The sequence below is a fragment of the Nocardioides sp. BE266 genome, assembly GCF_031457855.1.
Classification (GTDB): Bacteria; Actinomycetota; Actinomycetes; order Propionibacteriales; family Nocardioidaceae; genus Nocardioides.
The window spans coordinates 867,228-889,800 of sequence record NZ_JAURTI010000001.1 but is presented as its reverse complement, the minus strand read 5'-3'; the positions used below and the strand labels follow the sequence as shown (position 1 = coordinate 889,800).

Annotated in this window: 20 protein-coding genes, 1 tRNA gene and 1 riboswitch; of the genes, 12 read left to right on the top strand and 9 right to left on the bottom strand. The window is 71.6% G+C overall.

Going from position 1 to position 22,573, the window contains the following annotated elements:
- From J2X46_RS04290 to J2X46_RS04275, 4 genes are all read left to right on the top strand, one after another.
- Positions 1 to 1,413 (top strand): Ig-like domain-containing protein (locus J2X46_RS04290; RefSeq protein WP_310247301.1); only part of this gene is annotated, 1,413 nt, incomplete at its 5' end.
- Positions 1,414 to 1,505: 92 nt separating this feature from the next.
- Complete coding sequence (gene cysS, locus J2X46_RS04285; RefSeq protein WP_310247299.1) at positions 1,506 to 2,906, top strand: cysteine--tRNA ligase; 1,401 nt, start codon at positions 1,506 to 1,508, stop codon at positions 2,904 to 2,906.
- Positions 2,907 to 2,911: 5 nt separating this feature from the next.
- Complete coding sequence (gene rlmB, locus J2X46_RS04280; protein WP_310247296.1) at positions 2,912 to 3,871, top strand: 23S rRNA (guanosine(2251)-2'-O)-methyltransferase RlmB; 960 nt, start codon at positions 2,912 to 2,914, stop codon at positions 3,869 to 3,871.
- Positions 3,871 to 5,403 carry a metallophosphoesterase gene (locus tag J2X46_RS04275; RefSeq protein WP_310247293.1) on the top strand — a complete coding sequence of 511 codons (1,533 nt, stop codon included), beginning with the start codon at positions 3,871 to 3,873 and terminating at the stop codon, positions 5,401 to 5,403. Before rlmB ends, J2X46_RS04275 begins: the two co-directional genes overlap by 1 nt.
- Here J2X46_RS04275 and J2X46_RS04270 read toward each other — a convergent pair.
- Positions 5,387 to 6,595 carry a DUF4032 domain-containing protein gene (locus J2X46_RS04270; RefSeq protein ID WP_310247290.1) on the bottom strand — a complete coding sequence of 403 codons (1,209 nt, stop codon included), beginning with the start codon at positions 6,593 to 6,595 and terminating at the stop codon, positions 5,387 to 5,389. The genes J2X46_RS04275 and J2X46_RS04270 overlap by 17 nt on opposite strands.
- A gap of 9 nt (positions 6,596 to 6,604) precedes the next feature.
- Complete coding sequence (locus tag J2X46_RS04265; protein WP_310247286.1) at positions 6,605 to 8,434, bottom strand: alpha-amylase family glycosyl hydrolase; 1,830 nt, start codon at positions 8,432 to 8,434, stop codon at positions 6,605 to 6,607.
- A gap of 62 nt (positions 8,435 to 8,496) precedes the next feature.
- Between J2X46_RS04265 and J2X46_RS04260 the strand changes: the two genes are divergently transcribed.
- Positions 8,497 to 8,569: transfer RNA gene (locus J2X46_RS04260), tRNA-Thr, on the top strand.
- Here J2X46_RS04260 and pdxY read toward each other — a convergent pair.
- The 6 genes from pdxY to J2X46_RS04230 all read right to left on the bottom strand — a co-directional run bounded on the left by pdxY (position 8,569) and on the right by J2X46_RS04230 (position 15,246).
- A complete protein-coding gene (pdxY, locus tag J2X46_RS04255; protein WP_310247284.1) occupies positions 8,569 to 9,432 on the bottom strand; it encodes a pyridoxal kinase PdxY in 864 nt (287 codons plus the stop codon). The genes J2X46_RS04260 and pdxY overlap by 1 nt on opposite strands.
- Positions 9,433 to 9,540: 108 nt before the next feature.
- Positions 9,541 to 10,302 carry a class III extradiol ring-cleavage dioxygenase gene (locus J2X46_RS04250; RefSeq protein WP_310247283.1) on the bottom strand — a complete coding sequence of 254 codons (762 nt, stop codon included), beginning with the start codon at positions 10,300 to 10,302 and terminating at the stop codon, positions 9,541 to 9,543.
- Positions 10,303 to 10,410: 108 nt separating this feature from the next.
- Positions 10,411 to 11,121: a uracil-DNA glycosylase gene (locus tag J2X46_RS04245; protein ID WP_310247281.1), complete on the bottom strand. Its 711-nt coding sequence runs from the start codon at positions 11,119 to 11,121 to the stop codon at positions 10,411 to 10,413.
- Complete coding sequence (locus tag J2X46_RS04240; RefSeq protein ID WP_310247279.1) at positions 11,118 to 12,542, bottom strand: aminotransferase class V-fold PLP-dependent enzyme; 1,425 nt, start codon at positions 12,540 to 12,542, stop codon at positions 11,118 to 11,120. Before J2X46_RS04240 ends, J2X46_RS04245 begins: the two co-directional genes overlap by 4 nt.
- On the bottom strand, positions 12,539 to 13,897 hold the full coding sequence (locus J2X46_RS04235) for an MFS transporter (RefSeq protein ID WP_310247277.1): 1,359 nt from the start codon (positions 13,895 to 13,897) through the stop codon (positions 12,539 to 12,541). The genes J2X46_RS04240 and J2X46_RS04235 overlap by 4 nt, the downstream gene beginning before the upstream one ends.
- Positions 13,894 to 15,246 carry an alpha/beta fold hydrolase gene (locus J2X46_RS04230; RefSeq protein ID WP_310247276.1) on the bottom strand — a complete coding sequence of 451 codons (1,353 nt, stop codon included), beginning with the start codon at positions 15,244 to 15,246 and terminating at the stop codon, positions 13,894 to 13,896. Before J2X46_RS04230 ends, J2X46_RS04235 begins: the two co-directional genes overlap by 4 nt.
- Positions 15,247 to 15,345: 99 nt before the next feature.
- Here J2X46_RS04230 and J2X46_RS04225 point away from each other — a divergent pair, with 99 nt between their 5' ends.
- The 4 genes from J2X46_RS04225 (at position 15,346) to J2X46_RS04210 (ending at position 18,954) form a co-directional block, all read left to right on the top strand.
- Positions 15,346 to 15,984 (top strand): fasciclin domain-containing protein, encoded by a 639-nt coding sequence (locus tag J2X46_RS04225; RefSeq protein WP_310247273.1) that lies wholly within the window; start codon positions 15,346 to 15,348, stop codon positions 15,982 to 15,984.
- Positions 15,985 to 16,078: 94 nt separating this feature from the next.
- Positions 16,079 to 16,654 carry a sigma-70 family RNA polymerase sigma factor gene (locus J2X46_RS04220; RefSeq protein WP_310247270.1) on the top strand — a complete coding sequence of 192 codons (576 nt, stop codon included), beginning with the start codon at positions 16,079 to 16,081 and terminating at the stop codon, positions 16,652 to 16,654.
- The gene (locus J2X46_RS04215; protein ID WP_310247267.1) at positions 16,641 to 17,351 is read left to right on the top strand and encodes an anti-sigma factor; all 711 of its coding nucleotides are present in this window, start codon (positions 16,641 to 16,643) and stop codon (positions 17,349 to 17,351) included. The genes J2X46_RS04220 and J2X46_RS04215 overlap by 14 nt, the downstream gene beginning before the upstream one ends.
- Positions 17,352 to 17,388: 37 nt before the next feature.
- Positions 17,389 to 18,954 carry an FMN-binding glutamate synthase family protein gene (locus J2X46_RS04210; RefSeq protein ID WP_310247266.1) on the top strand — a complete coding sequence of 522 codons (1,566 nt, stop codon included), beginning with the start codon at positions 17,389 to 17,391 and terminating at the stop codon, positions 18,952 to 18,954.
- A gap of 2 nt (positions 18,955 to 18,956) precedes the next feature.
- Here the strand turns inward: J2X46_RS04210 and J2X46_RS04205 are convergent, their stop codons facing one another.
- Positions 18,957 to 20,399: a trehalose-6-phosphate synthase gene (locus J2X46_RS04205; RefSeq protein WP_310247265.1), complete on the bottom strand. Its 1,443-nt coding sequence runs from the start codon at positions 20,397 to 20,399 to the stop codon at positions 18,957 to 18,959.
- Between the two features lie 199 nt (positions 20,400 to 20,598).
- Between J2X46_RS04205 and J2X46_RS04200 the strand changes: the two genes are divergently transcribed.
- The 3 genes from J2X46_RS04200 to otsB all read left to right on the top strand — a co-directional run bounded on the left by J2X46_RS04200 (position 20,599) and on the right by otsB (position 22,368).
- The gene (locus J2X46_RS04200) at positions 20,599 to 20,892 is read left to right on the top strand and encodes a DUF3263 domain-containing protein (protein WP_310247264.1); all 294 of its coding nucleotides are present in this window, start codon (positions 20,599 to 20,601) and stop codon (positions 20,890 to 20,892) included.
- A 44-nt stretch (positions 20,893 to 20,936) separates the two neighbouring features.
- Positions 20,937 to 21,467 (top strand): LytR C-terminal domain-containing protein, encoded by a 531-nt coding sequence (locus J2X46_RS04195; RefSeq protein WP_310247263.1) that lies wholly within the window; start codon positions 20,937 to 20,939, stop codon positions 21,465 to 21,467.
- Positions 21,468 to 21,537: 70 nt separating this feature from the next.
- On the top strand, positions 21,538 to 22,368 hold the full coding sequence (gene otsB / locus J2X46_RS04190) for a trehalose-phosphatase (protein ID WP_310247261.1): 831 nt from the start codon (positions 21,538 to 21,540) through the stop codon (positions 22,366 to 22,368).
- A gap of 65 nt (positions 22,369 to 22,433) precedes the next feature.
- Positions 22,434 to 22,573: riboswitch (SAM riboswitch) on the top strand.

Here is a 22,573-nt window from a genome sequence, read left to right as displayed (position 1 = left end):
GTCAAGGCGTCCTCGACGGTGTCGGGCACGGCGGCCGACGTCACGTGGGGCCAGGCGGGCTCGGTGTCGGTGACGGTGACCCCGTCCGCCGCGACGGGCACGGTGGAGCTGTACGACGGTGCGACCAAGCTCGGCGAGGGCACGCTCTCCTCGGGCGCGACGTCGGTGGCGATCGCTGCCCGGGCGCTCGAGCCGGGCAGCCACTCGCTGACGGTGAAGTACCTCGGCGACAGCCATTACGCGGCGAGCCTGGGCTCGGTCAGCGTGACGGTGGTCAAGGCGTCCTCGACGGTGTCGGGCACGGCGGCCGACGTCACGTGGGGCCAGGCGGGCTCGGTGTCGGTGACGGTGACCCCGTCCGCCGCGACCGGGATGGTCGAGCTGTACGACGGCACGACCAAGCTGAGCCAGAACGCCGTCACCGCGGGGGCCGGGACGATCACGATCCCGGCCAACGCGCTGGCGGTGGGCGAGCACGAGCTGACGCTGAAGTACCTCGGTGACACCCACTACTCGGCCAGCGAGTCGACGGTGGACGTCACGGTGGTCAAGGCGGCCGCGACCGTCACGGCCACGCCGACGCCCGCGTCGGTGGTCCAGGACAGCGGCACGAGCACCATCGCCGTAGCGGTGACCGCAACGGGCACCACCCCGACCGGCACGGTCAGCGCCTGGCTCGGTGGCACGCAGCTCGCCACCGCCACGCTGTCCAACGGTGAGGCCGACCTGGTCGTCGGTCCGTTCGCCACGACGGGCACCAAGTCCATCGAGGTGCGCTACTCCGGGTCCGGCGACGTCAGCGCGGCCACCCGGACGGTCACCGTGACCGTCACGGCCAAGCCGACGCCGCAGCCGACCCCGACCACCGTCACCGGCACGGACACCACCATCCAGTGGGCCAAGGCCGGCTCGGTTGCGGTCTCCGTCGCCCCGTCCGCGGCGACCGGCACGGTGGAGCTCTACGAGGGCGCGACGAAGCTCGGCACGGCCAGCCTCTCGGGTGGCGCGGCGAGCTTCCCGCTCGCGGCGAAGTCGCTGGCGGTCGGCACGCACACCATGGTCGTGAAGTACCTCGGCTCGAGCACCCACGCGGCCTCGCAGGGCACGGTGACCGTCACCGTGACCAAGGCGAAGCCGAAGGTGCAGGTGGAGAAGCCCGACAAGATCAAGGCTGGCGACAAGGCCAAGATCAAGGTCGCCGTCACGGCTCCCGGCTACAGGGCGACCGGCGAGGTCCGGATCGTGCTCCGCGGCGTGGGGAAGGCGATCACCGTCGTCGAGGACCTGAAGGGCGGCGACGCTGTCGCTCGGATCAAGGTGACGCGCCCCGGCAAGTACGAGGTCACCGTCACCTACCTCGGTGACGAGCACACCCTCCGCGGCGAGGACACCACCAACCTCCGGGTGAAGTGACCCGCAGCCGCTGACCGACCAGAGGTCCCGAGCCACCTGCAGGTGGCTCGGGACTTCTGCGTTGTGCCCGACCCGCCCCTAGAATCTGCCGGGTGACTCTGAGGCTCCACGACACCGCGACGCGCGAGGCCCGCGACTTCGTCCCCCTGGTTCCGGGCAGGGCGGGCATCTACGTGTGTGGCCTCACCGTGCAGTCGGAGCCGCACGTCGGACACGTGCGGTCCGCGGTGAACTTCGACGTGCTCCGCCGCTGGCTCACCGCCACCGGCTTCGACGTCGACTTCATCCGCAACGTCACCGACATCGACGACAAGATCCTCGCCAAGTCCGAGGAGCAGGGCGTGCACTGGTACGCCCTCGCGTCGGCGATGAAGCGCGAGCTCGACAAGGCCCTGGCCTCGATCAACGTGCTGCCGCCGACCTACGAGCCGGGCGCGACCGGTCACGTGCCGGAGATCGTCGAGCTGATCGAGCAGCTCATCGCCCGAGGCCACGCGTACGCCGCCGAGGACGGCAGCGGTGATGTGTACTTCGACGTCCGGAGCTGGTCGTCCTACGGCGAGCTGACGCGCCAGCGCGTCGAGGACATGGAGCCGGCCGGCGACGCCGACCCGCGCGGCAAGCGCGACCCCCGTGACTTCGCCCTCTGGAAGGGCTGGAAGAAGGAGACCGAGCCGCAGACCGCGGCCTGGCCCTCGCCGTGGGGCCTCGGGCGCCCGGGCTGGCACATCGAGTGCTCCGCGATGGCGGGCAAGTACCTCGGGCCGGCCTTCGACATCCACGGCGGCGGCGTCGACCTGCGCTTCCCGCACCACGAGAACGAGCAGGCCCAGTCCCGGGCGGCCGGCCGGCCGTTCGCGTCGTACTGGCTGCACAACGCCTGGATCACCACCGCCGGCGAGAAGATGAGCAAGTCGCTGGGCAACTCGCTGCTCATCCCCTCGGTGCTCGAGCGGGTCCGCGGCATCGAGCTGCGCTACTACATGGTCGCGGCGCACTACCGTTCGCACGTCGAGTTCTCCTTCGAGGCCCTCGACGAGTCGGCGAAGGCGTTCCGCCGCATCGAGGACTTCCTCGACCGCGCCGCTCCGGTCGTCGGCTCGTGGTTCGCCGCGATGCCCGACTCCTTCGTGGCCGCGATGGAGGACGACCTCGGCACGCCCGCCGCGGTCGCGGTGATCCACGACTCGGTGCGCGAGGGCAACCGGCTTCTGGCCGAGGGCCCGTCCGACGCGCTGAGCCAGAAGTTCGGCGAGGTCATCGCGATGCTCGACGTGCTCGGCCTCAACCCGGCCGACGAGGCGTGGGCGACCGGCGGTGCCGACGACAAGCTGACCGACGTGGTCGACGCCCTCGTGAAGGGCCTCCTGGCGGAGCGGACGGCTGCCCGCGATGCCAAGGACTGGGCGCGTGCCGACGCGATCCGCGACCAGATCAAGGCAGCCGGTATCGAGGTCGAGGACACCCCGTCCGGACCGAAGTGGAGCGTGTGAGAGACATGGCTGGCAACAGCAAGCGCAAGGGCGCGATCAAGAAGACCGGCAAGGGCAATCCCACCGCCGGCTCGGGTGGACGGGTCCGGCGCGGCCTCGAGGGGAAGGGCCCGACGCCCAAGGCGAAGGACCGGCCCTACCACCAGGCCCACAAGGCGGCCAAGCGTGCGGAGAAGGAGCGGACCACCCGGCCCAAGCGTCGTACGACCTCCGACGCCGAGTGGGCCGCGGGCCGCAACTCGGTCGTCGAGCTGCTCCAGGGCGGCGTGCCGGTCGCGGCGATCTACGTCGCCGAGGGCACCGAGCGCGACGGACGGATGCGCGAGGCGTTCAAGCTCGCCGCCGAGCAGGGCCTGACGATGCTCGAGGTCACCCGCAACGAGATGGACCGGATGACCGGCGGCGCCGTGCACCAGGGTCTCGCGGCCCGGCTGCCGGCCTACGAGTACGCCCACGCCGACGACCTGCTCGACCGCGCGGCCGACAACAAGGAGCCGGCGCTCATCGTCGCGCTCGACCAGGTCACCGACCCGCGCAACCTCGGCGCCGTCATCCGCTCGGCCGCCGGCTTCGGCGCCCACGGCGTGCTGATCCCCGAGCGCCGCGCGGCAGGCATGACCGCCTCGGCCTGGAAGACCAGCGCCGGCGCGGCCGCGCGCCTCCCGGTCGCGCAGACCGTGAACCTCACCCGCCAGCTCAAGGCCTACCAGGACGCCGGCTGCATGGTCGTCGGCCTGGCCGCCGACGGTGACATCTCGCTGCCCGAGCTGGTCGCCGAGGGCGGGCTCGCCGAGGGACCGCTCGTGGTCGTGGTCGGCTCGGAGGGCAAGGGCCTGGGTCGCCTGGTCACCGAGACCTGCGACCAGATCGTGTCGATCCCGATGGCCGGCCAGCTCGAGTCGCTCAACGCCGGCGTGGCCGCCTCGGTGGCCCTCTACTCGATCTCGCAGGCGCGCCTGACCTGATGGGCCGACGACGCCGAGTGGTCGCGGGCATCGCGGTCGTCTGCCTGAGCGTCCTGCTCGGGATCGGCGTCGCGGTCTCGCTCTTCCTCACCAGCAGCCGCACGGTGGTGCTGCTGGGGCACGACACCGTGGTGCGTCCCACCCTGGCCCGTGACGCGGTGATCCAGACGGGGCCGCTCCTCCCCGACCTCCGGATCCGTGACGTGGGGCCGGTGGGTGCCACGTTGACGCTCGGCAAGACCGAGGTCGGCTCGATCGAGGAGCTGGTCGATCGGTACGCCTACATCGCCGGCGACCCCACGTCGCAGATCGACAAGGTGAAGGCCGTGGTCGTCGACATGGCCCTGGCGGCGGCCATCCGGGGCCTGGGGATCGGGCTGCTGCCGGTGGCGGTGTACCTACTGCTCGGGCGCCACCGCCGCGGAGAGCTCTTCCGCGGCCTCGGCACACGTCAGGGCCTGCTCGCACTGGGCCTGATCCTGGTGCTGCCCGTGCTGGTCTGGCAGCCGTGGGAGTCGGCGGAGGAAACGCAGCAGGCTCAGGGTTCGTGGGAGACGCTCGAGGAGTTCGTCGGTCCGGAGGCCGTGCTCCCCCGCGAGGTCCGCGACATCGAGATCCGCACGAGCGTCCTGACCACCCAGAGCAGGCGGCTGGTACTCAGCGCGCTCGGGACCTACAGCACGAGCAAGGACTTCTACTCCGACGCAGCAGCAGAGGCGGCTGACCTCGACCTCCGGGAGCCGGAGGAGGGGGAGACAGTGGCGCTCCTGGTGAGCGACCGCCACGACAACATCGGCATGGACCGCGTTGCGCGGGCCATCGGCGAGGCCGCGGGCGCCAGCGTGGTCCTCGACGCAGGGGACGACACCTCCACAGGGCAGCCGTGGGAGGCGTTCAGCCTCGACTCGCTGGCCGGCGCCTTTGACGACTGGGACCGCTTCGCCGTCGCCGGCAACCACGACCACGGCACCTTCGTCAGCGGCTACCTGGCGGACCTCGGCTGGACCATGCTCGACAGCGAGCCGGTCGAGGCGCCCTGGGGAGGCACCTTGCTCGGCGTCGACGACCCACGCAGCAGCGGTCTCGGCAGCTGGCGCGACGAGACCGGTCTCAGCTTCGCCGAGGTGGGCGAGCGCCTGGCCGACACCGCCTGTGCGGCGATGGAGGACGGGGAGCGGGTCAGCACCGTGCTGGTCCACGACGCCAACCTCGGCCGCGAGGCGCTCGCCCGCGGGTGCGTGGACCTCGTCGTCGGCGGCCACACCCACGTCCAGGCAGGCCCCGAGGCGGTCGAGGGCGAGGACGGCAGCATCGGCTACACGTGGACCAACGGCACGACCGGCGGGGCGGCGTACGCAATCGCGCGCGGCAGCAAGCCGCGCCGCAACGCCGACGTCAGTCTCGTCACCTACGCCGAAGGACGCCCGGTCGGACTGCAGTGGGTGCGCCTGCGCACCGACGGGACCTGGCGGGTCGGCGACTGGGAGCCGGTCCAGCCCAGCGCCGCGGAGGCGCTCACTCCTGCCCCGTGATCGCCTCGTCAGGTCGCGCGGTGAGGAACGTGTCGATGTAGTCGCGCGCGGTCTCGTGGAGGTCGACCTGCCGGCCCGCCTTCTCCGAGAGGTACCAGCGGTGCTCGAGGATCTCGTGGAAGATCTCGGCGGGCTCGAGCTTGCCGGTCGCGTCGGGCGGGATCATGGCCATGATCGGCTCGAAGATCTGGGTCATCCACCGGCTGGCGACGAGGTGCTTGTCCTCGCGGCCCAGGTCGAGGGCCGCGGTGAAGGAGGCCAGGTCGTTGAGCAGCCGCCGGGCCTGGTTGTCCTCGACGTTCATGCCGGTGAGCGCCTGGACCTCACGCGTGTGGTGGCCGAGGTCGACCACCTTCGGCTGGATGCGGATCGTGTCGCCGCCGAGGTCGGTGACGATGTCGAGCTCGTCGACGTCGAAGCCGAGGTCGTTGAGCCGCTCGACGCGCTGCTCGATGCGCCACATCTCGTCGACGCGGAACTCCTCGAGGTCGGTGAGCTCGCCCCAGAGCGCCTCGTATCGCGAGCGGAGGTGCTCGACGATCTCGAAGCCGTCGATGGGCTGCTGCACGGCGCCGCTCGCGCTGAGGTCCATCAGCTCGGCGAAGATGTTCTCGCAGCCGACCGAGATGTCGTAGTCCCGCATCCGGTCGCTCACCGCCTCGTGCAGCTCACCGGTCTCGGCGTCGACCAGGTAGGCGGCGAACTCGCCGGCGTTGCGCCGGAACAGCACGTTGGAGAGCGAGACGTCGCCCCAGTAGAAGCCGGCCAGGTGCAGGCGCACGAGGAGCACCACGATGGCGTCGATGAGCACCGGCACGTCGGCCACGGTCGCGCCGCGGCTGAAGAGGCTGCGGTAGGGGAGCGAGAACTGCAGGTGCTGGGTGATCAGCGCGGCAGGGAGCTCGTCGCCGTTCGGGTCCTCGCGCCCGGTGACCACTCCCTGGGGGAGGACCGCGGGCATGCCCATCCGCTGGAGGTCGCGCAGCATCCGGTACTCGCGGAACGCGATGTCGTCCTGCGTCTCCTTGACGGCGTAGACCCGGTCGCGCAGCCGCACGATGCGCACGATGTGGCGCGACAGGCCGCGCGGCAGGGGTACGACGACGTCGTCGGGCCACTCCTCGAGCGGGGTGTCCCACGGCAGGCTGAGGATCGCCGGGTCGGGCCGGCTGGCGACGATCCGCATGGCCATGGCTGAACGCTACTCCGTGGCGAGGGCCCAGACGTCGAGCCGCGGACCGTCCGCCCCCGGCACCCGTACGCCGTCGGGGCCGGGCGCGAGGTCCGCTCCGCCGGGCTCGGAGCCGAACAGGTACTCCGCCGCGCCGACGGGCAGGTCGAAGGCCGGGCCGGCAGCCCTCCGTGCCACGACCAGCAGCGAGCCCGCCTCGTGCTCGCGCAGGTAGGCGATCGTGTCGGTGTCGACGTGTGCCCAGCGCAGGCCTCCGCGCCGGAGGGCGGGACGGGCCCGTCGCAGCCTCGCCAGGTCGGCGTACGTCGTCAGGGTGGCGCGGTCCCACGAGTCGCGCGAGGCCCACGGCATGGTGCGGCGCGCGTCCTCGCCGTTGACTCCCTCCAGCCCGAGCTCGTCGCCGGCGAAGACCATCGGCACGCCGGGCATGGTGAACTGCAGGCCGGCCGCAACCCGGTGCACGGCCGCCTCGCCGCCGACGACGGTGCGGATGCGGGCGGAGTCGTGGGAGCCGAGGATGTTCCAGCTGTTGGCGGTGGCGCGCCAGCCGAGGGTGCCCTGCCAGGCGCGGAAGGTGTCGACCACGGCGGTGCCGTCGCGTCGGGGGACCGGCACCGGGCGGCCGAAGGCGCGGGCCGGTGAGGACGGGTCGCGCAGCCACGACCAGACCGGCCAGGAGAAGCCGGAGTAGTTCATCGTGCCGTGCCAACCGTCGCCGTCGACGTCGCCGGTCGCGTCGTGGTTGTGCTCGCCGATGACCCACGGGTCCTCGCGCAGCTCCGCGGCGGTGGCGCGGGCGGCGCGGGCCACGTCGTGGGCCACGTCGATCGGCCCGAGCCGGCCGGTCATGTTGGCCACGTCGATGCGCCAGCCGTCGACGTCGTACGGCGGCCGGAGCCAGCGACCTACCACGGAGTCGGGTCCCTCGACCATCGCGGCGCGCAGGTCGGGGTCGGCGTGGTTGATCTTCGGCAGGGTGCCGTGGCCCATCCAGCACGCGTAGGTGCCGTCGTCGCCGAAGTAGTAGTAGGTCCGCCGCGGGTCCAGAGGGTCGTCGGCCGCGGCGAGGAACCACTCGTGGGTGTCGCCGGTGTGGTTGGTGGTGAGGTCGCCGAGGATCCGCCAGCCGCGCTCGTGCACCGCGGTGCTGAGCCGGTCGTACGCCTCGTCGCCGCCGAGCAGCGGGTCGACCTCGGTGAAGGTGGTGGCGTTGTAGCGGTGGTTGCTCTCGCCGGGGAAGACGGGCGTCGTGTAGACGATGTCGGCGCCGACCTCGGCGACGTGGTCGAGGTGCTCGGTGAGGCCGTCGAGGTCGCCGCCGAAGAGCTGCATCGGGGTGCGCGGGTCGTCCGGCTCGAACGCGACCTCCTCGTCCCACTCCGCGGGCAGCGCCCAGTCGGGGCTGGGTCGGCCGTCGGCCGCTGCGGAGCGTGCGAAGCGGTCGGGGAAGACCTGGTAGACGACGCCGTCGCGGCCCCAGTCGGGGGCGGCGGGGTAGGCGGCCAGCCGGAAGTCCGCGGCATCGGGCAGGTCGTGGCCCACGATGCCGGCGCCGGTCAGCCAGTCCTGGTCGTCACCACGGACGACGAGGAAGCGGTAGTGCGTCACCGGGTTGTGCACCGGCAGCGCGCCCTCCCACCAGACCGTGTCGCCCTCGGTCGTCGCGGTCATCGGGTGGAAGACCGGCTCGGCGTCGTACGTCGTCCGCAGCCAGACCGCGTCCACCGGGTCGTCGGCTCGCGTGCGCACCCGGACGGTCACGGTGTCGCCCAGCGTCGGCGCCTCGTCCCCGACGTAGAGAGGCGAGCCGTCGTGGTGAGGGAGGTGGAGGAGGCTCACGGGCCCCATCCTCGCAGCCCGGACCCGCTGACTAGGATTGCCGCCGCGCCTGTGGGCGCACCGCCGGTGTAGCTCAGTTGGTAGAGCGCATTACTTGTAATAATGATGTCGCGGGTTCGATTCCTGTCACCGGCTCAACGCACCTGCTCGACCTCGAACTCGCACGCCGGCGCGGCGATGGCGCCCTGGGCGGCGACCAGGCGCAGCTCGCGCTCGCCGGAGTCGAGGGTCTCCTTGAGCACCGCGAAGACCGAGGACGCCGTCCGGGCGAGGGCGTCCGCGGCCGACCCGGTGTCCTTGAGGTGCGCGGTGAAGAGCGCGGCGGTGATGTCACCCGAACCGTTGGCCTTCATCGGCAGGCGGGGCGTGGTCACCAGCCAGGCGCCGTCGCCGGTGACCGCCAGCATCTCGATGACGTCCTCGGGCGCTCCCTCGCGAATCACGGAGGTGACCAGCACGGTCGCCGGCCCGAGGGCGCGCACCTCCTCGGCGGCGGCCAGGATGTCCGCCAGCGCGGACGCGCCGCTGAGCGCGTCGTTGTCGGTGATGAAGCCGAGCTCGAACTGGTTGGGCGTCAGCACGTCGGCGACGGGGATGACCGTCGAGCGGTACTTCGGCGGGATCGCGGGGTTCACGAAGCACCCCGAGGTCGCGTTGCCCATCACCGGGTCGCAGGTGTACGTCGCCGCCGGGTTGGCCGCCTTCACCTGCGCGACCGCGTCGACGATGACGTCCGCGATCTCCGGCGACCCCTGGTAGCCCGAGAGCACCGCGTCGCAGGTCTCGAAGGCTCCGCGCTCGCCGATCCCGGTGACGACCTCACGGACGTCGTCCGCCGGGATCAGCGGCCCGCGCCAGGCGCCGTACCCGGTGTGGTTGGAGAAGTTCACCGTGAGCACGGGCCACACCTCGTGGCCGAGGCGCTGGAGCGGGAAGACGGCTGCGGAGTTGCCGACGTGGCCGTAGGCGACGTGGGACTGGATCGAGAGGACGCGCATCCTCTCAACCTATCCGGATCTCGATACACGCCGTCACGACCTCGTACCTCGGTCGGGGGCGCACTCGACCTCGCTCGACTTCGAGCCGCCTCCTTCGTCGGCGACCCGTCAAGCGACCTGCAGCGACCGCTTGGACAGCCCCATCCAGTAGCCGTCGATGACCTGGATGCCCGGCTCGTCGGCCGTCGTCGCAGCACCGAGGGTCACGAAGAGCGGCGTGTAGTGCTCGACGGTCGGGTGGGCGTACGGCATGCCGGGCGCCTTGGCCTTGTAGTCGGACAGCAGGTCGACGTCGCCGCGGGTCATCGCGTCGGCCGCCCACAGGTCGAAGTCCTTGCTCCAGCCGGGGGCCGCGGCGTCGATGCTCCAGTCCTTGAGGAACGGCAGGCCGTGGGTGAGGAAGCCCGAGCCGATGATCAGCACGCCCTCGTCGCGCAGTGGGCGCAGCCGCTCGCCGAGCTGCATCAGGCGGTGCGGGTCGTCGGTCGGCAGGGACATCTGGAGGACCGGGATGTCGCCCTTGGGGAACATGATCTTCAGCGGCACCCACGCGCCGTGGTCGAGGCCGCGAGAGGTGTGCTGGTGCACCGGCTCGGTGGTCGGCATCATCGCCGCGACCCGCTGGGCCAGCGCGGAGGAGTCCGGCGTCTCGTAGGTCATCTGGTAGTACTTCGGCGCGAACCCGCCGAAGTCGTAGACCAGCGGCGCGAAGTTCGCGGTCAGGCTGACCGGCGCCGACTCCCAGTGCGCGCTCACGATGAGGATCGCCTTCGGGCGCGGCAGGTCCCTGGCCCAGGCGGCGAGCTGCCCCGACCAGATCGGGTCGTCGAGCAGAGGCGGCGCACCGTGGCCGATGTACAGGGCAGGCATGCGTGCGTTCATGACATCCTCAATAGTACGGGATTCAACTATATTCCCGGTGTAGTCCAGTGGCAAGTGGTGGCGGACGACACGTCCCGACGACCACCTGCCACTGGACTACCGAGGAGGTACGTCGTCGTACGCCGGCAGCGTCCAGTCGACCGGCTCGGCACCCTGCTCCTCCAGCAGTCGGTTGACGCGGCTGAAGGGCTTCGACCCGAAGAAGCCGCGGCGCGCGCTGAGCGGCGAGGGGTGCACCGACTCCACCCACGGGATCGGCCCGAGGAGCGGCTTGAGCGCCTGGGCGTGGCGGCCCCACAGGATCGCGACGACCGGTCCGCCGCGCTCGGCGAGCGCCGTGATGGCGCGCTCGGTGATCGCCTCCCAGCCCTTGCCGGCATGGCTGTTGGAGTCGCCGGGCCGCACGGTCAGCGACCTGTTGAGCAGCATCACGCCCTGGTCGGCCCACGCCGACAGGTCGCCGTGCTTCGGCGGCACGATCCCGAGGTCGTCGCGCAGCTCGACGTAGATGTTCACCAGGCTCGGCGGCAGCGGCCACACGTGCCGCTCGACGGCGAAGCTCAGCCCGATCGGGTGCGACGGGTTGGGGTAGGGGTCCTGCCCGACGACGAGGACGCGTACGTCGGCGAGCGGGCGCTGGAAGGCCCGGAAGACCCGGTCGCCCTCGGGCTGGTAGCCCCGCCCGGCGGCCACCTCGGCCCGCAGGAACTCACCCATCGCCGCGATCCGGTCGTCGACCGGCGCCAGCGCCTCGGCCCAGTCCGGCGCCACGAGGCCCTTCTCCACGAGGCCGTGGAGGCTGCTCATCGTGCAGGCCTCTGCAGCCGGTCGAGGAACGCCTTGAGCAGTGCCTCGCGCATCGCGGGGGAGGCCACGTCGAGCATCGCGTTGACCTCGGCCATCCGGGTCGGCAGCTCGAGGTCACCGTCGGCCGACGCGCCCACCAGTCCGGACGCGGCGAGCAGGCCGTCGAAGTCGTCGTCGCCCAGCGCGGCGGGGTCGAGCGCCTCGATGAAGGCGACCACCTCGGCGTCGACGGCGACCGGCCCGACCTCCTGGGCGGCCTTCACCGAATCGCGCAGGGCGTCGCCGAACTCGTCGACGTGCGCCTTCGTGCCGGCGCTGACCGAGAGGTGGATGCTCGGCCCGTCGTCGCCGAAGGACAGCTGGGGCTGGACGTACCACCCGCGCGCGACCAGCTCGTCGGTCAGCGTGAACGGGTCGAGCGAGTCGTCGGTGGCAAGGGTGACGAGGGTGGAGTCGGGCTCGACGAGCAGCCGCAGGGCGGGCTCCGCGTCGACGTACGACACGATCGCGTCGACGGCCTCGAGGGCCTGCGCGGCCAGGTCGAGGTAGCCCTCGTCGCCGATCTGCTGCACGACCGCCCAGGTGCCGGCGATCGGGCCGCCCGACCGCGTCGACTGGGTCGTGGCGTTGAGCATCGTGTAGCCCGGCCACGCCGCCGAGGCGAAGAACTGCGGCTTGCGCAGCCCGGGGTCGCGGTGCAGCAGCAGCGAGGTGCCCTTGGGGGCGTAGGCGTACTTGTGGGTGTCGACCGAGATCGACGTGACGCCCTCGACGGCGAAGGTCCACGGTGGCACGGCACGCCCCAGGCGGGCGGCGTACGGCAGCACCCAGCCGCCGATGCAGGCGTCGACGTGGCAGCGCACGCCGCGTGCGGCCGCTGCGGCGGCGATCTCGACGACCGGGTCCACCACCCCGTGGGCGTACGACGGTGCGCTGGCGACGACCAGCACGGTGGACTCGTCGATCGCCGCGGCCATCTCGGCGGCGTCGGCGCGGAAGTCCGGGCCGACCGGGACCAGGACGGCATCGACGCCGAAGTAGTGCGCCGCCTTGTGGAACGCCGCGTGCGCGGTCGCCGGCAGCACCATTCGCGGCCGCGCGACGTCGGGCCGGCTGTCACGGGCCCCCTGCACGGCGAGCAGGATCGACTCCGTCCCGCCCGAGGTGACCGTGCCGACGGCGCTCGGCGGTGCGTCGAGCAGGTCGCACGCGAAGCCGACGAGCTCGTTCTCCATCTGGAGCAGCGACGGGAACGCGGTCGGGTCGAGGGCGTTGGACGCGGCGTAGGCCGCGACCGCCTCGGCGCCGACGCGATCGACCTCGGCGTCGCCGGAGTCGTACACGTAGGCCAGCGTGCGGCCGCCGTGCACCGGCAGGTCGGCTCCCTGCAACGACTTCAGTCGCTCGAGGGGGTCGCTCACGAGACGGCTCCTTCCGCAGCCGCCACGTCGGCGGGGTCGAGGGCGTACTGGCGCAGCCACCAGAGGCTGGCGAGGGTCAGCAGGGCGGGCACGATCGAGAAGCCGAGCGCGATGGCGGTCAACGCGGAGTCGGGCTGGCTGATGTCGCGGCCCTCGCTCGAGAGGTAGCCGCCGAGCGCCAGCATCAACGCGTAGAGCGCCGGCCCGAGGGCCAGGCCCAGGGTCTCGCCGGCCGTCCAGACGCCGGTGTAGACACCGGCCCGGTTCTCGCCGGTCCGCGCGGCGTCGACCGCGGCCACGTCGGGCAGCATCGCCATGGGGAAGACCTGGCACCCGGCGTAGCCGACGCCGACCAGCCCGGTCGCGATGAAGGTCCACACGTCGTTGCCGCCACGCGACAGCATCGCGAGCGCGGCGCCGGCGGCGAGCACCAGAGAGGCGGCGACGTAGCCCTGCTTCTTGCCGACCTGCTCGCCCCATCGCGCCCACAGCGGCGTGAGCAGGAGCGCCGGCCCGACGAAGCAGACGAAGAGGATCGTGGCCGCACCGGTGCTGTCGAAGAGGTCCTCGGCGACGTAGGCGACGCCCGCCAGCATGCAGCCCGTCGCGAGCGCCTGGAGCACGAACGTCGTCAGCAGCACCCGGAAGTCGCGCGCCTGCCCGATGATCCGCAGCTGCTCGCGCAGCGAGCCCGCACCCGCGCCGACCGCACCGATCGGGGCGTTCCGGGTGCCCCACCACGCGCTCACCACGCCGACCACGATGAGCACCGCCATCACGACACCCATCACGCGGTAGCCGTCGCGCCCGCCGACCGCGTCGCGGATCACGGGCGCGGTCGCACCGGCCAGCATGATCGTGAACGCCAGGATCGCGACCCGCCACGTCATCAGCCGGGTGCGTTCGTCGTACGACGTGGTGATCTCGGCGGGCATCGCGACGTAGGGCACCTGGAAGAAGGCGTACGCCGACGCCGCGAGCACGAAGAACACCAGCACCCACGTCGCCTCGAGCGCCGCGCTCCCGAGGTCGGGCGCCGCGAAGATCAGGGCGAAGGCGCCGGCCAGCATCAGCCCGGCCCGGATCAGCCACGGCCGGCGCGGACCCGCCGGGTCGATCGTCCGGTCGCTGACCCGCCCGGCGACCGGGTTGAGCACCACGTCCCAGGCCTTCGGCAGGAAGACGATCACGCCCGCCCACAGCGCGGCGATGCCGAGCTCGTCGGTGAGGTACGGCAGCAGCATCAGGCCCGGGACCGTGCCGAACGCACCGGTCGCGACCGACCCGCTGCCGTAGCCGATCCGCACGCCTCGCGGCAGCCGCGACGCCTCGTCGCGGGAGGTGGTCGCCGTCATCGGGCGCCCAGCGCGCGGGAGCCGGCAGAGCCGTAGCGGCGGGTCGGGTTCGAGCCGATGGTCTCGGCCGTCGCCTTCTTCGCAGCGGTCTTCCTGGGGGCCGCCTTCTTCGCAGGTGCCGCCTTCTTGGCGGACGCCTTCTTCGCTGCCGCCTTCTTGGCGGGAGCGGCCTTCTTCGCGGGCGCCTTCTTGGCAGCGGCCCTCTTGGCCGGTGCCGTCTTCTTGGCAGCGGCCTTCTTCGCGGGCGCCTTCTTGGCCGGAGCGGCCTTCATCGCCACCTCGCCGCGCGACCACTGCGCCACCCACTCGTCGATGACCTGCCACGTCGTGCCGCGGGCGGCGCGACCGGTGAGCATGCCGAGGTGCCCGCCGGGGACGACCTCGAAGCGCACCTGCTCGGAGCCCGAGAGCAGCGGCACCACGGCTCGTACGGCGGGGAGCGGGGCAATGCCGTCGGTGTTGCCGGCGAAGACGAGCACCGGCACGGTGATCGCCGCCAGGTCGATGGTGCGCTCGCCCACCTCCATCTGGCCCTTCGCGAGCGCGTTGCCCTTCACGAAGCGGTGGTAGAGCTGCCCGAACGTCCGGCCCGGGTAGGCCGTCATGCTCGACATGAAGCGGCTGACCGCCTCGAGCTGGGCGAGGAAGTCGGTGTCGTCGAGGTGGGTGAGCACGGCCAGCGGCTTGGTGACGACCTTCTGCGCCGAGGCGGCCGTGAAGGCCCAGTTGACCAGCGGCACCGGCACGCCGCCGAGCGCGCGGTAGGCACGGGTGATCGCGCCGCGGCCCTGGGTCAGGTTCAGCAGCGGCCGCACCGGCGCCACCAGCGGCACCTTGGTGACGTCGACGGGGGAGCCGAGCACGGTGAGCGAGGCGATGGGGAGGTCAGTCCGGTCGGCGGCCACGAGGAGGGCGAAGATGCCGCCGAGGCTCCACCCGACGAGGTGCACGCCCCGGCCACTGGAGTGCTCGTGCACGGCCCTGATCGCCTCGGGCAGCACCTCGTCCACCCAGTGCTCCACGCCGAGCGCGCGGTTCTTGAAGGACACCTGCCCGTACTCCAGCAGGTAGGTCGGGCGCCCCTGCGTCACCAGGTGCTCGACGAGAGAGCAGTCGCGTCGCAGGTCGAAGCAGAGCGCGGGTGCGGCCAGCGGCGTGACCAGCAGGACCGGGTCGCCAGTCTCCACGACGCCCTTGGCGGGGCGGTAGTGGTAGACCTCGCGCAGCTCCCCGTCGTCGATCAGCGTGCGCGGCATCGGCCGCAGGTCGGCCAGGCCGCCGTAGAGCAGGGTGTGCGCGACGTTGCCCGCTGCCGAGACCACCTGATCAGGCGTGGGGATCAGATCCATGGAAGAAATCTACGGGCAGGTGCATCCAGTGCGGCGCTCCGGCGGGAGAAGGGGCTGACAGGGCGCCACATCGGGCGCCCCCGACGGAAGGACTGCCCCATGAAGCGTCGCGTTCCCGCCATCCTGGCCGTCTCGGCCCTCGCCCTCGGTGCCGTCACGGCAACGGCCCCCGCGGCCAGCGCCAAGGCCGCCGGCGAGGACAGCCTCGCCGCACTGCTGACGTCCGACGGCAACCAGTTCGACAAGGACAAGTCCGACTTCGACATCGTGACCGAGGCAGCGCTCGCGGTGGTCGCGGCGAAGCCGGACTCCCCGGTCGCGCTGCTCGCCGACGGGTCGAAGCGGCTCACGGTGTTCGCCCCGACCGACCAGGCCTTCCGCCTGCTCGCCAAGGACCTCACCGGCCAGAACATCAAGAGCGAGAAGAAGATCTTCGACACGCTCGTCGGCCTCGCCGGTGTGGACACCATCGAGACGGTGCTGCTCTACCACGTCGTCCCTGGCAAGACCCTCACCAGCAACAAGGTCCTCAAGGCCAACGGCGCCAAGCTGATGACCGCGGCCGGCAAGACCATCAAGGTCAAGGTCCGCACCAAGCCGAGCGTGTCCGTCACGCTCAAGGACAAGGACAAGAACGACACCGACCCGATGGCCGTGCTCAAGGCCCTCGACCTCAACAAGGGCAACAAGCAGGTCGCGCACGGCATCGACCACGTGCTGCGCCCGATCGACCTCTGACGGAGGCGGAGTGTGGGGACGGGGAGGCGTGGTGTCGGGCGCAACGTCCGCGGTCACCCTCCCCGTCCCGCGACGGCTTCGTTACGGTGACCCCGTGACCGACGGAGCGCTGGTGGGGGAGGCGCACGACGACGCCGTCACCGTGCTCGCCCGACGGCTGGTCTCCGGCGACCCCGACGGCCTCGCCGAGGTCTTCGACCGCTGGTCCGCGCTCGTGCACACCTACGCCCTCCGTGCTCTCGGTGACTCGCACGACGCCGAGGAGGTCACGCAGCAGGTGTTCATCGCGGCGTGGCGCAGCCGTCACACCCTCACCCCGTCGCCGGGGGCCCTGCCGGGCTGGCTGATCGGCATCGCTCGCCACAAGGTGGCCGACCGCCGTGCCGAGCGCGCCCGAGACGTACGCCGGTCGGTGGCCGTCGTCGCGGCCGCTCCGGACCGCGACGGTGAGGACGCCGACCTCGCCGAGCGCCTGGTCGTGCGGCAGGCGGTCGAGGAGATGGCCGACCCGCGTGGCACGATCCTGCGGCTCGCCTTCTGGGACGACCTCACCCACATCCAGATCGCCGAGCGCACCGAACTACCCCTGGGCACCGTCAAGAGCCACCTGCGGCGCGGCCTGATCGAGCTGCACCGACGACTGGAGGAGGTGCGCGATGGCTCATCCTGATCTCGAGGTCCTCGCGGGCCTCGCCCTCGACCCTGCCGAGGTCGACGCCGACGTGCGCACCCACGTCGACGCCTGTGCCGAGTGCCGTGCACTCGTCGAGGCACTCTCCGACGTGCACGACCTCGCTGCCGCCGGCGAGCCGCTGACGCCCGCGCCCGCCGGCGTACGCGCACGGGTGCTCGCCGAGGCCCGACGCTCCGAGCAGCCTCCGGCAGCGGCGCCCGTCGTCCCGATCGCCGCCGCCGAGCGACGTCGCAGCGGCGTGCCGCTCTGGCTGGCCGGCGCCGCGGCCGCGGTGACCCTGGTCGCCGGCGTCGTCGGTGGCCGGCTCAGCGTCGACGACCCGGCCCCGCCGGTTGACCGCGGCACGGTGGTGGCCGCCGCCGACCTGACCGCGCTCGACAGCGACGCCCCGCGGGGCGAGGCGAGCGCCGTACGCTCCAAGGACACCGTGACGCTGCGGGTCGCGGCCCGCGAGCTCGGCGACGAGGACGGCTTCCACGAGGTGTGGCTGATCAACGTCGACGGGTCGCGCATGGTCGCGCTGGGCGTGCTCGCCGAGGGCGACACCGGCGAGTTCGACGTCCCCCTCGGCCTGATCGACGAGGGCTACCGGATCGTCGACATCTCGGTCGAGCCCGACGACGGCGACCCCACCCACTCGGGTGTGAGCCTGGCACGCGGGGAGCTCGCCTAGCCTCGACAACCCGTGTCGCGAGGGCTAGGAACGACCCATGAGGTGGAGGTACGCGATCCTGGGCGGCACCGCTGCGGCTGCGGCCGCCACGACGGTGCACGACCTGGTCCAGAGCAAGCACGCGATCATCCGCAACTTCCCGGTGGTCGGCCATGCCCGCTTCTTCCTGGAGAGGTTCGGGCCCGAGCTGCGGCAGTACATCGTCACCAACAACGACGAGGAGCGACCGTTCAGCCGCGACCAGCGGCGCTGGGTCTATGCCAGCTCGAAGCTGGAGAACAACTACTTCGGGTTCGGCACCGACAACGACGTCGAGAACGGCGAGGGCTACCCGATCATCAAGCACCGCACCTTCACCGGTCCGGGTGCCGCGGTGATGCCGCACGCCCAGGAGGAGATCGTGCTGCCGTGCGCGAAGGTGATGGGCGGCCCGCGCGGCCGTACGCACGCCTTCCGGCCGAGCTCCGTGGTCAACATCTCCGGGATGAGCTTCGGCTCGCTGTCGGGCAAGGCCATCGAGTCCCTGAACAAGGGCGCCGCGATGGCCGGTTGCCTGCAGAACACCGGTGAGGGCGCGCTGTCGCCGCACCACCGCCACGGCGGCGACGTGGTCTTCCAGATCGGCACGTCCTACTTCGGCTGCCGCGACGAGCACGGCCGCTTCGACCTCGGCCGCCTCGTCGACCTCGTGCAGTCGGCACCGGTCCGGGCCATCGAGGTCAAGCTGAGCCAGGGCGCCAAGCCGGGCCTCGGCGGCATGCTCCCGGGCGAGAAGGTGAGCAAGGAGATCGCCGAGATCCGCGGCATCCCCGAGGGCGTCGACTGCGCCTCGCCCAGTCGTCACGCGGTCTTCCACGACGTCGACTCGATGCTCGACTTCGTCGAGTCGGTCGCCCAGGCGACCGGGCTGCCGGTCGGCATCAAGTCGGCCGTGGGCAACTTGACGATGTGGGACGAGCTCGTCACCGAGATGTCGCGTGGTGGCCGGGGCGTCGACTTCGTCAACATCGACGGCGGCGAGGGCGGCACGGGTGCCGCGCCGATGATCTTCGCCGACTCCGTGGCCTACCCCTTCCGGATCGGGTTCGCCGAGGTCTACAAGCGGTTCGCGGCCGCTGGGCTGTGCGACGACGTGGTCTTCGTCGGCGCCGGCAAGCTCGGCATCCCGGAGAACGCGGTGGTCGCCTTCGCGCTCGGTGTCGACATGGTCAACGCCGGCCGCGAGGCGATGATGTCGATCGGCTGCATCCAGGCCCAGAAGTGCCACACCGACCACTGCCCGGTGGGCATCGCCACGCAGAACCCGCGCTACACCCGCGGTCTCGACGTCAGCCTCAAGAGCGTCCGCGCGGCCAACTACATCCGGTCGATGCGCCGCGACCTGCTCAAGGTCTCGGAGGCCGTGGGTGTCGTGCACCCGGGACTGATCGCCCCGCGCGACGTCGACATCCTCGACGGCACCCGCTCGGCGGTGGGCCTGGCCGAGACCTACGGCTACGACCCGTCCTGGCCGCGGCTCGCCCCGCGCCTGGTCAAGGAGATCGAGGAGATCATGGTGGCGCAGGACGCCACCGCCGCCGCGTCGGCCGAACAGACCGCCTGACCTCAGCGCGAGCGCGACTGCCGTACGGTCTTGTCGTGGTGCTCGGGCAGCGCCTCGAGCTCCTGGAGGAAGTCGCGGGCCCACTTGGCCACGTCGTTCTGGACGACGGTCTTGCGCATGGCCCGCATCCGGCGCGAGACGTCCTTCTCGTCGGCGGCGTAGGCCTCGAGCAGGGCGGCCTTCATCCCGTCGATGTCGTAGGGGTTGACCAGCCACGCCTGCCGAAGCTCCTGGGCCGCGCCGGCGAACTCCGAGAGCACGAGCGCGCCGTCGTCGTCGACCCGGCAGGCGACGTACTCCTTGGCGACGAGGTTCATCCCGTCGCGGAAGGGCGTGACCACCATGATGTCGGCCGCGCGGTAGAGCGCGGCCATCTCCTCGCGCGGGTAGGAGGAGTGCATGTAGGAGATCGCCGGGCGGCCGATGCGGCCGTGGTCGCCGTTGATCCCGCCGACGAGGCGCTCGATCTCCTCGCGGAGGATGCGGTACTGCTCGACCCGCTCGCGCGACGGCGTGGCCACCTGCAGGAAGACGGCGTCCTCGACGTCGAGCTTGCGGTCGCGCACGAGCTCGCCGAAGGCGCGCAGCCGCGAGTAGATGCCCTTAGTGTAGTCGAGCCGGTCGACGCCCAGGAAGATCCGGCGCGGGTTGCCCAGCGCCTCGCGGATCTCCGCCGCCCGCTTCTCCACGCTCTCGGACCGGGCCAGCTCCTCGAAGCCGGCGGTGTCGATCGAGATCGGGAAGGCGGTCGCCTTCACAGGTCGTCCGTCGGGGAGGTAGATGGTGTCGCGGTGCGTCTTGTGGCCCACCCGGCTGCGCACGAGGCGTACGAAGTTGGCCGCGGCGCCCGGCAGCTGGAAGCCGATCAGGTCGGCGCCCAGCAGCCCCTCGAGGATCTGGCGGCGCCACGGCAGCTGGGAGAACAGCTCGGCCGGCGGGAACGGGATGTGGAGGTAGAAGCCGATGCGCAGGTCGGGCCGCTGGTCGCGGAGCATCTGCGGCACGAGCTGGAGCTGGTAGTCCTGCACCCAGACCGTCGCATGGTCGGCGGCGACCTCGGCGGCCTTGTCGGCGAAGCGCTGGTTGACCGCGACGTAGGACTCCCACCACTCGCGGTGGAACTCCGGCTTGGCGACCACGTCGTGGTAGAGCGGCCACAGGGTGCCGTTGGAGAAGCCCTCGTAGAACTCCTCGACCTCCTGCGCGCTCATCGACACCGGCACCAGGGAGAGCCCGTCCTCGACGAACGGCTCGAACGCGTCGTCGTCGGCGGCACCCGGCCAGCCGATCCAGGCGCCGTCGTTGGCGCGCATCACCGGCTCGAGGGCGGAGACGAGCCCGCCGGGGGAGCGCCGCCACGACACCTCGCCGTCGGGCAGGTGGACGCGGTCCACCGGCAGCCGGTTGGCCACGATCACGAGGTCTGCCTGCGGAGTCGGGCTCACCCCGCGACCCTATCGAGCCCCGGTGACGTGCAGCTCACCCCGCGGTGTCCCTCCGGTGCCCCTTGCGTGCCATCGCGGAAGAACCTCGGGTTTGTCCAGACGACTCGCCGGAGGCGAATGACATCGTTGTCGTTCGTCGCCTAGACTGACCGCAGTCCACTCGCAACCGGGTGGACGTGGGGTCGACGAGGAGAGTCACATGGACGCAGCGAAGCACATCGCAGCCGAGCAGGAGACTGTTGCCGGGCTGAGCGACCGCGACCGCGAGATCCTCGAGTTCGAGCGCCACTGGTGGAAGTACGCCGGTGCCAAGGAGCAGGCCGTCCGCGAGAAGTTCGACATGTCCTCCACCCGCTACTACCAGGTCCTCAACGCCCTCATCGACCGCCCCGAGGCCCTCGAGGCCGACCCGCTGCTGGTCCGCCGCCTCCGCCGGCTGCGTGCCTCGCGCCAGCGCCAGCGCTCCGCCCGCCGCCTCGGCTTCGAGATCTGACACCGCGAGATCTGACCACCCACCTCACGATCGGCATCTTCCCCATGGCCTCCTTCCCCAGTCCGGGCCGCCCCTCCCTCCGTCCTCGTGACGAGCAGGGCGTCGCCTTCCCGTCCCCTCTCGTGATGCTGTCGGTCATCGCCGTCGCGATGGCCTCGATCACCTTCCTCGCGACCCGCGACGAGGCGCCGACCGAGCGCCGCGTCGACACCGCGACGATCGCCAGCGCCGACCAGTCGCCGAGCGAGGAGCCGACCCCGAGCAGCACCCCGACGCCCAAGCCGACGCCGCAGCTCAAGCGCGGCGAGGTCTACGTCGAGGTGTTCAACAACTCCGGCATCAAGGGCCTCGCCGCCGGCACCGCGGCCAAGGCCACCCAGGTCGGCTGGGCGGTCGTCGGCGAGGACAACTGGTACGGCGTCATCCCGACCACGACGGTCTACTTCCCGCCCCGGCTCAAGGCGGCCGGCAAGCAGCTGGCCCTCGACCTCGGCATCAAGCGCACGGCTCCCGCCGTGGGCGTGATGAAGCGCGACCGGCTGACAGTCATCCTCACCACCGACGCTCCTCGCTGACCTGCCGTCGCCGACCGCCCGGATTCGGGACGGTTCGGCGCCGACCGGCGTCGCGTGGTTGGCTGAGCCCATGGAGTTCACCTCCGCAGCCGCCCGTGAGCACTACGACGCCGTCCGGGAGGTCCTCGACGGCGCCGTGGTCGGTCTCGACTTCGACGGCACGCTGTCGCCGGTGGTCGACGACCCCGAGGCCGCCCGGCTGCACCCGGGTGCCCCCGGTGTGCTGCTCGAGCTCGCCGAGGTGGTCCGGGCCGTCGCGGTCATCACCGGTCGCCCCGCCCGGCAGGCCATCGCCATGGGCGACCTCGACGCGCTCGGCAACGCCATGCTCGACCGCGGCGCCGAGCTCTTCGTCTTCGGCCAGTACGGCAACGAGCGTTGGTCCTCGACCGAGCAGCGCATCCTCTCTCCGCGGCCCCCGGCCGGCCTCGCGAGCTTCGAGCGCGAGCTGCCCGGCGTCCTCCGTCGGGCAGACGCGGCCGAGGCCTACATCGAGGAGAAGGGCCTCGCCGTCGCGGTGCACACCCGCCGGATGGACGACCCGACGGGTGCCTTCGAGCGGATCGTCGCCCCGCTCACCACGCTCGCCGAGCGCCACCACCTCACCATCGAGCCGGGTCGCAACGTGGTCGAGATCCGCTCGGGCGACATGCACAAGGGCCAGGCGGTGCGCACCTTCGTGGCCGAGCAGCAGGCCAAGGGCATCGTCTTCGGCGGCGACGACCTCGGCGACATCGAGGCCTTCGAGGCTGTCCGTGACCTCCGGGAGGAGGGGCTGCCCGGCCTGGTGATCTGCTCGGCGTCCACCGAGCAGCCCGACCTCGTCGACCTCGCCGACCTGGTGGTCGACGGTCCCGCCGGCGTCGTCGACGTGCTCGGCAGCCTGCTGCGCGATCGCTGATCTTTTTCGATCCACATCGTGGAATCGGTGTGCACATGGTGAGACAGCACGCCTAGGCTTGGTCCTGCTCATCACGAGGGACTGAGGGAACGGCCCGTTGAAGTCCCGGCAACCACCCATGAGCCTCCTGTCCGGAGCAGTCCGGCCAGTCATGGGAGCAGGTGCCAAATCCGACCCACGCGAGAGTCGCGGGGACAGATGAGAA